12 protein-coding genes and 1 tRNA gene are annotated in these 12,384 nt (G+C 63.1%); 2 read left to right on the top strand and 11 right to left on the bottom strand.

The window, feature by feature from the left end; genetic code table 11:
- Positions 1-110: 110 nt before the first annotated feature.
- The 5 genes from E8E78_RS14645 to E8E78_RS14665 form a co-directional block, all read right to left on the bottom strand.
- Positions 111-184 (bottom strand) — tRNA-Gly (locus E8E78_RS14645).
- A 111-nt stretch (positions 185-295) separates the two neighbouring features.
- Positions 296-1,183, bottom strand: a complete 888-nt coding sequence (gene phaG / locus E8E78_RS14650) for a (R)-3-hydroxydecanoyl-ACP:CoA transacylase (RefSeq protein WP_016498154.1) — start codon at positions 1,181-1,183, stop codon at positions 296-298.
- Between the two features lie 448 nt (positions 1,184-1,631).
- Positions 1,632-2,324 (bottom strand): 16S rRNA pseudouridine(516) synthase, encoded by a 693-nt coding sequence (locus tag E8E78_RS14655; RefSeq protein WP_049273387.1) that lies wholly within the window; start codon positions 2,322-2,324, stop codon positions 1,632-1,634.
- A 9-nt stretch (positions 2,325-2,333) separates the two neighbouring features.
- Positions 2,334-2,546, bottom strand: coding sequence for a cysteine-rich CWC family protein (locus E8E78_RS14660; protein ID WP_080889236.1), 213 nt, complete (start codon positions 2,544-2,546; stop codon positions 2,334-2,336).
- Positions 2,539-4,020 (bottom strand): diguanylate cyclase, encoded by a 1,482-nt coding sequence (locus E8E78_RS14665; protein ID WP_049276594.1) that lies wholly within the window; start codon positions 4,018-4,020, stop codon positions 2,539-2,541. Before E8E78_RS14665 ends, E8E78_RS14660 begins: the two co-directional genes overlap by 8 nt.
- A 212-nt stretch (positions 4,021-4,232) precedes the next feature.
- Here E8E78_RS14665 and E8E78_RS14670 point away from each other — a divergent pair, with 212 nt between their 5' ends.
- Positions 4,233-4,682 (top strand): hypothetical protein, encoded by a 450-nt coding sequence (locus tag E8E78_RS14670; RefSeq protein WP_084966559.1) that lies wholly within the window; start codon positions 4,233-4,235, stop codon positions 4,680-4,682.
- Between the two features lie 30 nt (positions 4,683-4,712).
- On the opposite strand, the gene E8E78_RS14675 is transcribed toward E8E78_RS14670, so the two are convergent.
- Positions 4,713-5,819 (bottom strand): enoyl-CoA hydratase/isomerase family protein, encoded by a 1,107-nt coding sequence (locus E8E78_RS14675; protein ID WP_059395463.1) that lies wholly within the window; start codon positions 5,817-5,819, stop codon positions 4,713-4,715.
- A 125-nt stretch (positions 5,820-5,944) separates the two neighbouring features.
- Between E8E78_RS14675 and ung the strand changes: the two genes are divergently transcribed.
- The gene (gene ung, locus E8E78_RS14680) at positions 5,945-6,637 is read left to right on the top strand and encodes a uracil-DNA glycosylase (protein WP_280313006.1); all 693 of its coding nucleotides are present in this window, start codon (positions 5,945-5,947) and stop codon (positions 6,635-6,637) included.
- A 118-nt stretch (positions 6,638-6,755) separates the two neighbouring features.
- Here ung and E8E78_RS14685 read toward each other — a convergent pair whose 3' ends face one another.
- From E8E78_RS14685 to E8E78_RS14705, 5 genes are all read right to left on the bottom strand, one after another.
- A complete protein-coding gene (locus E8E78_RS14685) occupies positions 6,756-7,787 on the bottom strand; it encodes an AbrB family transcriptional regulator (protein ID WP_041167583.1) in 1,032 nt (343 codons plus the stop codon).
- Positions 7,780-9,294: a tripartite tricarboxylate transporter permease gene (locus E8E78_RS14690; protein WP_016498161.1), complete on the bottom strand. Its 1,515-nt coding sequence runs from the start codon at positions 9,292-9,294 to the stop codon at positions 7,780-7,782. The genes E8E78_RS14685 and E8E78_RS14690 overlap by 8 nt, the downstream gene beginning before the upstream one ends.
- Positions 9,295-9,297: 3 nt before the next feature.
- Positions 9,298-9,756, bottom strand: coding sequence for a tripartite tricarboxylate transporter TctB family protein (locus E8E78_RS14695; RefSeq protein ID WP_016498162.1), 459 nt, complete (start codon positions 9,754-9,756; stop codon positions 9,298-9,300).
- A 199-nt stretch (positions 9,757-9,955) separates the two neighbouring features.
- A complete protein-coding gene (locus E8E78_RS14700) occupies positions 9,956-10,936 on the bottom strand; it encodes a tripartite tricarboxylate transporter substrate binding protein (RefSeq protein ID WP_049275301.1) in 981 nt (326 codons plus the stop codon).
- 46 nt (positions 10,937-10,982) lie between these two features.
- On the bottom strand, positions 10,983-12,272 hold the full coding sequence (locus E8E78_RS14705; protein ID WP_059395465.1) for an OprD family porin: 1,290 nt from the start codon (positions 12,270-12,272) through the stop codon (positions 10,983-10,985).
- Between the last annotated feature and the right edge of the window lie 112 nt (positions 12,273-12,384).

Genomic DNA, 12,384 nt, shown 5'->3' on the forward strand with positions numbered 1-12,384 from the left:
CAGGCAAATGGCCATGGGCCAGGTCAACGTGGGGGGCAGAAACGAAAAAAGGAGCCAAGGCTCCTTTTGACTGCGATGACGTTGCTGGAACGTCATGCTGGAATGCGATGTGGAGCGGGTAGAGGGAATCGAACCCTCAACTAAAGCTTGGGAAGCTTTCGTTTTGCCACTAAACTATACCCGCGTCTGCGCAGCACTTTTTACCAGAACCCTTCACGAATTAGAAGCCCAAGTTATAAAAAAGCTTGTCGGCACCCCATAGCCTGCGGGTATCAGTTACAGAGTGCCGAGGCGCTCAGATAGCCAATGCATGCTGCCCCTGTTGAACGTGCTGGTAGCGGTGACGAGGTTCACGCACGGTCGGCTTGAGGAAGCCAAGCAAGACGCTGCGGGTGTTTTCACAGGCGGTCTTGTTTTCCATGTCGAGGAAATGGCCCGCGTCGCGGATCACGCTGAAGTGGCTTCTGCCCACATGCTTGCCAAACTGCCGGGCATCTTCGGCCGTGGTGTACTCGTCGCGGTCACCGTTGACGAACAGTACCGGGATGTCGATATTTCGCGCACCATCCAGCGCTCGCTCCAGGTCGTGCTGCAGCACCTGGTTGATGTGGAAGTGCATCTGCGCGTACTCATGGCTGTCCAGGCTGCTGACGTGCCGGTAGTTGAAGCGCTTGAACAGTGACGGCAAGTGCTTGCCGATGGTGTCGTTGACCAGGTTCCCGACCTGATACCGGTCGCAGGCGGCCAGGTACTGGCAGCCACGGTCCAGATAGTCGCGCATCGGCTCGTTGATCACCGGCGAGAACGAACTCACCACTGCCTTCTTCACGTTACGTGGCTGGTGCGCCAGCGCCAGCAGCGTACTTGCGCCACCCCACGAGAATGACATCACGTGGTCTGCCTGGAAGTGCTCGATCAGCTCAAGGAGGATATGCGCCTCGGTCTCCTTGCTGATCAGGCGTTCCTGACGGTTGTGCGGCTTGGACTTGCCAGCATACGGCTGGTCGAACAGTACTACGTTGAACTGCGGGTGCAGGTTACGTACCGTCTGGGCGAACGAGGCGGTGGTGGCGAGCGAGCCATTGATCAGGATGATCGTATTCTCGGCCGCATCCGCGCGATAGAACTCCGTGTAAACCCGATACTGACCTTGGATATCAAGTACAGCGATTTCTGGCCTCATGTCATCGACTCCTGGCGCAAAAAGGGTATTCGCGTCACCTAGGGTGCACGTTCTTTATGACAGGTAGGCATTTGCCTGAAGAGAAAACCGGGGGCCCTGTGTCGATCCTTGGCACTTGCGTCGACGGTATTGTTTTTGGCGGGGCAATTTGCCGTGCCCCAAGGCATCGAGGCCTTGGGTAGCCGGCAAAAGGTGTCTTCGACTGCGGGCGTGACTTGGTAGTCACATGCAGACTGACGATTTGGATTCAAGCAGTGGGTCGTGGATCGCGCAAGTGCCGTTCGGGGAGAAATGTGACTTTTGTCGCTGAGCGGTCGTATGATGACCCTGTAGTGTCTGCCCCGGCCTTCTCGCGGGCGCGCCCGCTCCCACAGGAAAAACACAAGCCCGGGGCATTTCGGGTATGGGTGGGAGCGGGCATGCCCGCGAAGAGGCCCGGGCAGGCGGCCTAGACAGTGGCTATTTCTTCCGCTGTGAGTTCACGAAACGCCCCAGGTGCCAACCCAGGGTCCAGCCGGATCGCCCCCATGCTCTCCCGATGCAGCCCCACCACCTTGTTGTCGAAGAACCCGAACATGCGTTTGACCTGGTGATAGCGCCCTTCGACGATCGCCAATCGAGCGCGTCGCGGCCCGAGGATGTCCAGCTGGGCAGGTTGGGTGGTGAGGTCTTCGAAGGCGAAGTAGAAACCCTCACGGAACTTGGCCACATAGTGCTCGGCAATGTCGTCTTCGGTTTCCACCAGATAATGCTTGGGGAGCTTGGTGACAGGCTGGGTCAGGCGCCGTGACCACTGGCCATCGTTGGTCAGGATCATCAGCCCGGTGGTGTTGAAATCCAGACGCCCGGCAATGTGCAGGTCATCGCGGAGCGCTGTTGGCAGCAGGTCGAGCACGGTGGGGTGCTGCGGGTCCTGGGTGGCGCTGACGCAACCCTGTGGCTTGTGCAGCATCAGGTAACGCGCGGGGCGGCCCGCCTGGAGCAACTGGTCGTCCAACTCGACACGGCTGAATTCACGTACCTCGGTCAGCGGGTCGCTGACCACCACGCCCTCCACTCGCACACGGCGTTGCGCCAGCATCAGGCGAACTTGCTGGCGGTTGTGGCTGGGGAGGTTGGCGAGGAAACGGTCGAGGCGCATTGGAACAGGTCAGTGGGGAGTGGTTGATCGGAGTTGCTCTTCAACGGCAGCGCAACGCGGGCACAGGCAGGCTTTGTTCCGCAACTCGGCGGGCAGGGCCTGTAGCACGGCGGGGTCGATGGTCACGCTGTAGCACCAGCAGGCCTGGGTAGCGCGGCGCGGGTCGGCCAGGCTGCATTGGTTGAGGGCACCGCAAGCGGGGCAGTGTTGGCTGTCATTCATGGCGGGTTTCACTGCAGACGCGGTTGCGGCCGGCCTGCTTGGCACGATAGAGCGCACGGTCGGCGCGGGTCAGCAGGGCGTGTAGGGTATCCCCTGGCTGCAGGCTGCTCAGGCCGATGCTGGTGGTGAGGCGCAGCGGCTGTTCTTCGTAGCTGAAGGTCAACTGTTCGGTGCGGCGGCGGATCTTTTCCGCCACCTCGATGGCCTGCCGGCCTTCGGCTTCACGCAGCAGCACGATGAATTCCTCACCGCCCCAGCGGCACAGTATATCCGACTGGCGCAGGCTGCCTTGCAGTACATTGGCAAATTGGCGCAGCACTTCGTCGCCTGCCAGGTGGCCGTGGGTGTCGTTCAGTGCCTTGAAGTGGTCCAGGTCGATCAGCAACGCCACCAGCGGCCCACTGTCGCGCTGGGCTTCGTGCAAAGCCTGGGCGGCGAGCAGGTCGAAGCTACGCCGGTTGGGCAGGCCGGTGAGGCTGTCGAGGGTGGCCAGGGCTTCGGTGCTGGCCTGGTGACGGCGGACCATGGCATGCACCAGCGCCAGCACCACCAGGGTGATCATCGCGCAGATGGCCAGGTTCAGGTACAGGGAGTGGCGGATGCGGTCGAGGGCGCCGGTTTCGCGCTTTTCCACCAACAGGTACCAGTCCAGTTCGGGCAGGTGGCGCACGTTGAGGAAGTGGCTGTGGTTGTCGCTGTCGCGGTATTCGTGGCTGCCTTCACCGGGCACCAACTGCTCGGCCAGTACGTCGTTCAGTTCAGGGTTGTCGCTGAGCGGCTGGCCGACCCGCAGACCATGCGGGCCACCTTCCGAGCCGGTCATCAGCACCTTGCCGTTGGCGTCGGTGAACAGCACAGAGCGCTGGTAGCGGCGTTGGTACTGGTCGATCAGCTGGACCACCGACGATACGCTCAGCCCGACACCGGCGGCTCCGATGAAGCGGTGCTGGTAGTCATGTACCTGGTAGTTGATGAACACGGTCAGGCTGTCCTGGTTGGCCATGTCCAGATCGACGTTGATCTCATAGGGCGCCTTGAGGTCGCGCAGGCGGAAATACCAGGCATCGCGCCAGGTGCCGGGCTCTACCTTCTTGAGCACGCCTTTGGCCTGGTAGTAGGTGAGGGTGCGGTCCGACACGAAAAACGACGTGAAGGTGTCCTGCTTGCCCATGACTTCGCCAAGGTAGCGGGTCATGCGCTCGGTATCCTGCTCGCCGGACAGCACCCAGTCCCGCAGGAAGGTGTCCTGGGCCATCATCGAGGCGATCAGCACCGGGCGAATCAGGTCCTTCTGGATTTCCGAGTAAACCGTGTCGGACGTAAGCGGCAGTTCCGTATTGATGATGCCGTCGCGGATGGCGCTGCGTGAGGAGAAGTAGCTGAGTAGCGAAGTGGCGAGGAAGCCGCACGCCAGTAGCACCAGCAGGGTAAGGATCAGCGAGCGCTGCGAGAACAGAGCGGAACGTAGCGGCATGATCTTCCCGTGATGTGTGCCTGGGCGCCCATTCTAGTGAGATGACCGGCAAATGACTGCAAGTTTTTCAGGGTTATCGCAGCTGTATCAAATTGTTGCAAAAATGGCACTGCACCTCGGCGTCACTGTCCTATTCAGTGTCGATGAACGCATTACGCATCGACGCTCGCCAGCGCCGCTGTTCGGGCACTCCAGCGGTCCAGGAGGCCGCCATGTCTTATCGAATCCTGTTGATCGCCCTGCTAGGGCTGATGACTTCCGCCTGCGCCCCGTACTACGAGAGCGGGGGCTATTACCGTTCGGATTACTACTCCACCGACCGCTACGTGTCGCCAGGGTATTACCGCTATGACCGCTACTACGTGACGCCGCAACCGCGCTATTACTACCAGCCGGCACCGCGCTATTACCATCGGTCGGCGCCTGGGCCGCAATACCGGCCGTATCCGCAGCCGGGGATGCAGCAGTGGCACGGCAACCCGCGCAATGACTACGGCAACCGCCAGCGCCAGGACTACAGGCAGGATCGGGACCGGCATGATTATCGTGACGGCAGCCAGCGCTACCAGCATGGCAACTGGCACTCCAATGGGCAGCGCAATGACGGTGGGCGCTGGGATGGCCGACGTGGCCAAGGGCGCGGGGGTAACTGGCAGCGGTAGGTGATTGAACCCAGCCCCAGGTTGTTGAAGTCAACTCAGGTCCGCCAATGGATGCCGCCCTTCCCATGCCTTGGAAAAATGCGCTTCGACCACCGCCGCCGGTACCTGAGCTACATCCGGCCAGTGCCAGCGGGGGTGGTTGTCCTTGTCGAGCAAGCGGGCTCGCACGCCTTCGCTGAACTCCGGGTGGCGGCAGCAATTCAGGCTCATGCAGTACTCCATCTGGAACACCTGCGCCAATGAGAGGTGACGCGCCCGGCGAATCTGCTCCCATACCAGATGGGCGGTCAGCGGGCAGCCTTCGTGCAGCCGCTGGCCTGCTTCTGCAAGCAGTGGGTCGTCATGGTGCTTGAGCCCCTCCAGTGCACGCCAGGCCGCCGCCGCATCGGCCACGTCGAGCAATGCATCGATCACCTGCCGCCGCGGCAACCACTGGGCTTCGGGCAACTCGGCGCAGGCGCGGTGCTGTTCGGCCTTGAGCAGGCTGTTCAGTTGCAGGGCGGTCTGCTCCTGCCAGTTCAGTTGCAGCAGCTCTTCGACCAGCGCCTCTTGCTGGTGCTCACCAAAAAAACGGTCGGCCAGGCCCAGGTCAAGGGCGTCGCGTGCGTTGATTGGCGCGCCCGTCAGCCCCAGGAACAACCCCAGTTTGCCCGGCAGCCGGGCGAGGAACCAGCTGGCACCCACGTCGGGGTACAGCCCGATACTGATTTCCGGCATGGCCAAACGGCTGCTGGGTGTGACGATGCGTACACTGGCGCCCTGCAGCAGCCCCATGCCACCCCCCAGCACATGCCCGTGGCCCCAGCACAGCAGCGGTTTGGGGTAGGTGTGCAGGGCGTAGTCCAGGCGGTACTCTGCGGCAAAGAAAGAGGCGGCCAGGGGCGGTACGCTTCCGGGGTGGTCACGGCAGGCCTGCACCAGCGCCCGCACATCGCCTCCGGCGCAGAAGGCTTTGGCGCCGTTGCCGCGCAGCAGCACGCAGACAACCCCCGGGTCGCGGGCCCAGGCGTGCAATTGCTCGCCCAGCACCTCGATCATCGGCAGGCTCAGGGCATTGAGCGCCTTGGGCGCATCCAGGGTGGCGATGCCGATGCGGGCGCCGTCGGCGCCGGTGAGTACCTCACAATGAATGGCCATGGACTACCTCGCTCAGTCATCGCACAAGTATGGCCTGCCTGACCGAACATGCCGGTCGTCGGTCGGATCGTTTGACAAGCGGGAAGGGCTTACCTAGTGTCGCGCCATTGATTACGGATGGCCCCATGACTGACGACGATCGCATCAAACTCGAACCCAGCTGGAAAGCCGCATTGCGTGCTGAATTCGACCAGCCCTACATGCATCAACTGCGCGAGTTCCTGCGCAGCGAGTGTGCCGCCGGCAAGGAAATCTACCCGCCAGGGCCGCTGATCTTCAATGCGCTGAACTCGACGCCGCTGGACCAGGTGAAGGTGGTGATACTCGGGCAGGACCCCTACCACGGGCCAGGCCAGGCGCACGGCCTGTGCTTTTCGGTACAGCCGGGCGTGGCCACGCCGCCGTCGCTGGTCAATATCTACAAGGAAATGCAGCGCGACCTGAACATCCCGATCGCCAGCCACGGCTACCTGCAAAGCTGGGCCGAGCAGGGCGTGCTGCTGCTCAACACCACCATGACCGTGGAACGGGCCAATGCGGCGTCGCATGCCAAGAAGGGTTGGGAGTTCTTTACCGATCGGGTGATCCAGGTGGTCAGCGAGCAGTGCCCGAACGTGGTGTTCCTGTTGTGGGGGGCACATGCGCAAAGCAAGCAGAAGCTGATCGACGGGACCAAGCACCTGGTGCTGAAGTCGGTGCATCCGTCGCCGTTGTCGGCTTACCGCGGGTTCCTGGGGTGTGGGCATTTCAGCCGGACCAACAGCTTCCTCGAACAACGTGGGCTGGCGCCGATCAACTGGGCGGTGCCACCGCTCTAATCACCTGAAACACCGCGTCGCCTTCTTCGCGGGCTTGCCCGCTCCCACAGGGATGGCACCTGCCTTGTGGGTGGTGCAGTACCTGTGTGCGGGCAAGCCCGCGAAGCAGGCGACGCGATTATTCCTGGTTTGCGTTCCACAGCCGGAATAACGGCTCCGCCAGAAACAGCACGAACAGCAAGCGCATCACCTGCAGCGCCGTCACCAAAGGCACGGACAGTTGCAGGGTCTCTGCTGTAAGGCTCATTTCGGCAATGCCCCCCGGCATCATCCCCAACGTCAGCGAACGCAGGTCCAGCGCTGTCATCACGCTCAACACCCACGCGGCACTGCCGGCAATGGCCATGCACAGCGCCGTGGCCAGAAGCGTGCGCCCCAGGAACGACGGGGCCCGGCGGAAGAAGGCGCGGTTGAAGTGGCAGGCCAGGCCACTGCCGATCAGCCACTGGCCGATCTGGCTGGCGCCATTGGGCAGGGCGATCTGCAGGTTGCCGGCCAGGCTGACCGTGGCCGCCACCAGCAATGGCCCGAACAGCCAGGGGTTGGGCTGGCGCAACCGTTGCCAGAGCAGCGCAACGGCAACGCCGAGCGGGCTGATCAGGGCCAGCCAGCCCCAGCTGACACTGCCGGCATGATTGAGCGGCACCCCGTCACCCAGCAGAAACTTGAACAGCGCGGGCACGCACAGCACCACTGCCAGCACCCGCAGGCTCTGCGCTGCCGCCACCTGGCTGAGCACTGCACCGTTCCGGGCACCCAGGTTGACCATCTCCCCCGAGCCGCCAGGCATGCTGGCGAAGAATGCCGTGGCGCGGTCTTCACCGGTGCGCCGCAGCAGCCACACGCCGATTACGCTGGACAGGGTGGTGAACAGGGCACCGAAGAAGATCAGCGCAAAATGGCTACCCACCTGCTCGATCACTGCCGGCGTAAAGTGCAGGCCAATGCCGATGCCGATGATGCACTGCCCGCATTTTCGGCCGTTGGGAATTTCCGACAACTGCCAGGGCGTCAGGCAGCGCACCAGGATGATGGCCAGCAGCGAACCCACCATCCACGGCAAAGGCCAGCCGACCTTGCTGGCGAGGTAACCGCCAGCAAGGCCGACCAGCCCGGTTGCGACAAACAAAGGCAACGGTCGATCAGGCATCGGCCAAGGCCCGACGCTGCAGGCTGCGTTTACGCCAGATGCGCAGCAGCGGCAGGGCGAGCATCAGCGCCACCAGCGCCCAGACGCCCATGCTGATCGGGCTCGACCAGAGGATGCCCAGTTCACCGTTGGAGATCGACAGTGCACGGCGCAGGTTCTGCTCCATCAGCCCGCCCAGGATGAAACCGAGCAGGATCGGCGACAGTGGGAAGTCCAGCTTGCGCAGGATGTAACCCATGATGCCGATGCCGACCATCAGGAACAGGTCGAAGGTGGTGGCATGCACGGCGTATACGCCAATGGCCGTGATGATGGCGATCACTGGCACCAGCGCCCAGTTTGGCACGGCGAGGATGCGCGTGAAGATGCGGATCATCGGGATGTTGAGGATCACCAGCATGATGTTGGCGACGAACAGCGAAGCGATCAGGCCCCAGACGATGTCTGGCTGCTGTTCGAACAGCAGTGGGCCAGGGGTGATGTTGTACAGGGTCAGGGCGCCGATCATCACGGCCGTGGTGCCAGAGCCCGGTACGCCCAGGGTCAGCATCGGGACCAAGGCGCCACAGCAGGACGCACCAATGGCAGTTTCCGGCGCTGCCAGGCCACGGGCATCGCCTTTGCCGAACTTGCCGCTTTCCCCGGCCAGGCGCTTCTCGGTCATGTAGGCCACGGCACTGGCCAGCGTCGCGCCGGCGCCGGGCAGAACGCCCATGATGAAGCCAAGCAGGCCGCAACGGATGTTGACCACGAATACCGAAGCCGCTTCCTTGAAGTTGAACAGCATGCGGCCGGTAGCTTTTACTGCCTGGTGACCATGGTGGGTCTTTTCCAGCAGCAGCAGTATTTCACTGATGGAGAACAGGCCTAGCACCAGCACCACGAACTGGATGCCGTCGGCCAGGTGCACGCTGTCACCGGTGAAGCGGTAGACGCCGCTGTTGGCATCGATGCCGACCGCCGAAAGGAACAGGCCGATCAGTGCGGCAATGAAGGTTTTTAGCGGTTTGTCACCTGCCATGCCACCCAGGGCGACGATGGCAAACACCATCAGTACGAAGTATTCCGCCGGGCCGAAGGCGATGGCCCATTTCGCCAGCAGCGGGGCGAACAGCACCATGCCGCAGGTGGCGATGAGGGCGCCGATGAACGAACTCCAGGCCGACAGCGACAGTGCGACGCCCGCCAGGCCTTGGCGAGCCATCGGGTAGCCGTCCAGGGTGGTCATCACAGTCGAGGCTTCGCCCGGGATGTTCAGCAGGATTGAGCTGATACGCCCGCCGTATTCGCAGCCCAGGTACACCGCGGCCAGCAGGATCAGCGCAGACTCTGGCGGCAGGCCCAAGGCGAAGGCGATGGGGATCAGCAGGGCCACGCCGTTGATCGGGCCCAGGCCCGGCAGCAGGCCGACCACCGTGCCGATCAGGGTACCGGAGAGGGCGGTGACCAGGTTGTAAGGGGTCAGGGCAACGCCGAAGCCCTGGCCCAGGTAGCTCAAGGTATCCATGTGTCAGTTCTCCAGTACGCTCAGCAGGCCAAGGGGCAGGGGCACGTCCATCACGCGGTCGAACAGCCAGTAGAGCAGCAGGCTCATGCCGACGACCACGAGGGCGCTGTGCAGCCAGCGGCCGCCATACAGGCGGGCCATGGGCAGGCCGACAAGGATGGCGCTGAGGATGAAGCCCAAGGCTTCGAAGGTGGCCGCGAAGACGATCAGCAGGCCGACGCAGGCGGTGATCTTGGTCAGGGTTTCGCGGTCCAGTTCCGGTTCGTCGTCCTTGCGCACGATGGGCGTGGGGCGGAACACCAGGTACAACAGGCCCAGGCCCATCAGGCCGAGCATCAGCAGCGGATAGGCACGCGGGCCCACCGGTTCATAGGAAAACGCCGCCTGGTAGGGCCAGGCCATCACGGCCAGGGCGGCGCACACCGCCAGCAGGACCAGGGCGAAGATGCGTTGCAGGATCATTGGGGAATCCTCGTCGGGATTGCTCAAGTGAGATGCAAATCCTGTGGGAGCGGCCTTGCGTCGCGATCGGGCGCGAAGCGGCCGCTAAACCTGCCGATGCGATCTGTCCGAAGCGTCGTATCGGCTGTGCCAGGGGCCGCTGTGCGGCCCATCGCGGCTCAAGGCCGCTCCTACAGGGGTGGTGGTGAGTCCGACAGGCTTACTGGATCAGGCCAAATTCCTTGGCCAGTGCCTTGTAGTCGGCCACTTGCTTCTTCACATAGCCGTCCAGCTCTTCGCCGGTCATGGCGAACGGGAACAGCTCGCGCTGGTCGCGCAGCTCGGCGAAGTCTTGCGAGGCCAGCATCTTGTCGAACGATGCCTTCCACCATGCGTAGTCCTCGTCGCTCACCTTTGGCCCCAGGTAGAAGCCGCGCACTACCGGCCAGACGATGTCGTAGCCCTGCTCCTTGGCGGTAGGGATGTCTTTCATCTCGGGCTCGTCCAGGCGGTTTTCCGAGAACACCGCCAGGATGCGCATGTTGCCGCTCTGGATGTGCGGCATGGAGTCGGAGATGTCGGTAGAGCCGACCTGGATATGGCCGCCCAGCAGCGCCGTGGCAATTTCGCCACCGCCTTCCAGGGCAACATAGCGCAGGTCACGCGGGTTGATGCCGGCGGCCTTGGCGATCAATGCGGTTTGCATCCAGTCCTGGCTGCCGACGGTGCCGCCAGAGCCGATCACCACCTTGCTGGGGTCTTTCTTCAAGGCCGCGACCAGGTCGTCGAGGGTCTTGTAGGGCGAGTCGCTTTTCACCGCGATGGCGCCGTAGCTGGTGCCGACAGCTGCCAGCCATTTCACGGCGTTCTCGTCGAAGCGGCCGAACTTGCCTTGAGCCAGGTTCAGCAGGGAGCCACTGGACCAGGCCACCAGGGTGCCGGCATCGGCCGGGCGTTGAGCGACCACGGCGTTGTAGGCCACCGCGCCGACACCGCCGGGCATGTAGGTGACGCGCATCGGCTTGCTGAGGATCTTTTCCTGCACCAGGGCGCTTTGCACCAGCTTGCAGGTCAGGTCGAAGCCACCGCCGGGCGAGGCGGGGGCGATGCATTCAGGGCGTTTCGGTTCGGCGGCAAGGGCGTTGCCGGCCAGCAGCAGGCAGCCGGTAGCGAGGACGAGGCGGCGCAGTGAAAAGGTCATCGTCTATCTCCGTGAGCGTTGTTGTTTTTGGATTACCGCTATGGGGTTACCACAGCGCTACGCTGTAGCTCACCAGCAGCCTCACTTCGTCCGCGTCGCGGGCGAAGTTGGAGCGGAAGGTGGCATTGCGCAGGCGCACGGCGACGTTCTTCAACGGGCCGCTTTGTACCACGTACTTCAGTTCGGTGTTGCGTTCCCACTCTTTGCCTTCGCCACCGGCGGCACGGCTGACGTTGTCACCGCTGATGTAGCGGGTCATGAAGGTCAGGCCGGGTACGCCGAGCGCGGCAAAGTTGTAGTCGTAACGCGCCTGCCAGGAACGCTCGTCGGCACCGGCGAAGTCGTTGATCTGGACGAAGTTGACCAGGTACGGGTCGGCGCCATCGACATACGGGAAGGCGCTGTCGCCGGACAGCTGCTGCCAGGCGGCGCTGACCTTGTGCCCGCCCAGGGCGTAGCTGAGCATGCCGTTGACGGTGGTGTTGTCGATGTTGCCGGCTTTGGCAGCGCCAGCATCGTCACTCACTGCCAGGCGCAGGTCGGCGCCCAAGGTGCCCGGCCCCCAGGGTTGGGTGGCGACCATGCCGATGAAGTGCTGGCGGTAGATGTCGTCGAGCTGGGCGAAGTGGTAGCTGCCGGTGATGCGGTCGGTGAACTGGTAGTCCAGGCCGGCCAGGGCCAGGTTGTCGGCGCTGAACGTGCCACCAAAGCGGCCGTTCTTGTTGTTCAGCGCCAGGTCTTCCCAATTGGTGTCGTTGCGGTCCTTGGCCTTGTCCAGGCGCCCGCCCGTGAAGGTCAGGCCCTTTATCTCTTTCGAAGTGAGCAGGCCGCCCTCGAAGGTTTGCGGCAGGATGCGCCCATCGTTGGGCTGCAGCGTCGGCAGCTCAGGGATCAGGGTGCCGAGCTTGAGTTCGGTCTGGGAAATCTTAACCTTGCCGGTGAGGCCCAGCTTGGAGTATTCGTCGGCGGCCTTGCCGTCATCATGGGTCGGCAGCAGGCCGGTATCGGTGCGGTCGGGGCTGGAGTCGAGCTTGACGCCGAGCATACCCAATGCGTCCAGACCGAAGCCTACGGTGCCATCGGTGTAGCCGGACTCAAAATTGAGGATGAAGCCTTGGGCCCACTCGTCGCGCTTGGATTGCTGCGCGCTGGTGCCATCGCGGAAGTCGCGGTTGAAGTACATGTTGCGGGTTTCGAAGGTGGCCGTGCTGTCTTCGAGGAAGGCGGCCTGGCTCATCGGGGCGACACCGGCAAGCGCGAGGGCGCTGGCGATGGCAGAGGGGCGTGCGGCAAAGGAACGGGTAGGCGCGAACGCCTGCGGCTGCGATGACAGCATCGTCGATGACTCCGTTTATTGTTCTTATTCGTTGCACCTTGCTGGTGCTTTTTTCGGCGCGAGGAGCGACCGTGGTGCGATGCTAGGCAACGAACCTTTCGCTAACCTTTCA

The organism is Pseudomonas sp. BN505 (genome assembly GCF_029873175.1).
GTDB classification, from domain to species: domain Bacteria; phylum Pseudomonadota; class Gammaproteobacteria; order Pseudomonadales; family Pseudomonadaceae; genus Aquipseudomonas; species Aquipseudomonas putida.

What these genes read in the sequence shown, in the direction of transcription:
- phaG (WP_016498154.1), bottom strand. Translation starts at nt 1,183, where the DNA reads ATGAGGCCAGAAATCGCTGTACTTGATATCCAAGGTCAGTATCGGGTT.
- E8E78_RS14655 (WP_049273387.1), bottom strand. Translation starts at nt 2,324, where the DNA reads ATGCGCCTCGACCGTTTCCTCGCCAACCTCCCCAGCCACAACCGCCAG.
- E8E78_RS14660 (WP_080889236.1), bottom strand. Translation starts at nt 2,546, where the DNA reads ATGAATGACAGCCAACACTGCCCCGCTTGCGGTGCCCTCAACCAATGC.
- E8E78_RS14665 (WP_049276594.1), bottom strand. Translation starts at nt 4,020, where the DNA reads ATGCCGCTACGTTCCGCTCTGTTCTCGCAGCGCTCGCTGATCCTTACC.
- E8E78_RS14670 (WP_084966559.1), top strand. Translation starts at nt 4,233, where the DNA reads ATGTCTTATCGAATCCTGTTGATCGCCCTGCTAGGGCTGATGACTTCC.
- E8E78_RS14675 (WP_059395463.1), bottom strand. Translation starts at nt 5,819, where the DNA reads ATGGCCATTCATTGTGAGGTACTCACCGGCGCCGACGGCGCCCGCATC.
- ung (WP_280313006.1), top strand. Translation starts at nt 5,945, where the DNA reads ATGACTGACGACGATCGCATCAAACTCGAACCCAGCTGGAAAGCCGCA.
- E8E78_RS14685 (WP_041167583.1), bottom strand. Translation starts at nt 7,787, where the DNA reads ATGCCTGATCGACCGTTGCCTTTGTTTGTCGCAACCGGGCTGGTCGGC.
- E8E78_RS14690 (WP_016498161.1), bottom strand. Translation starts at nt 9,294, where the DNA reads ATGGATACCTTGAGCTACCTGGGCCAGGGCTTCGGCGTTGCCCTGACC.
- E8E78_RS14695 (WP_016498162.1), bottom strand. Translation starts at nt 9,756, where the DNA reads ATGATCCTGCAACGCATCTTCGCCCTGGTCCTGCTGGCGGTGTGCGCC.
- E8E78_RS14700 (WP_049275301.1), bottom strand. Translation starts at nt 10,936, where the DNA reads ATGACCTTTTCACTGCGCCGCCTCGTCCTCGCTACCGGCTGCCTGCTG.
- E8E78_RS14705 (WP_059395465.1), bottom strand. Translation starts at nt 12,272, where the DNA reads ATGCTGTCATCGCAGCCGCAGGCGTTCGCGCCTACCCGTTCCTTTGCC.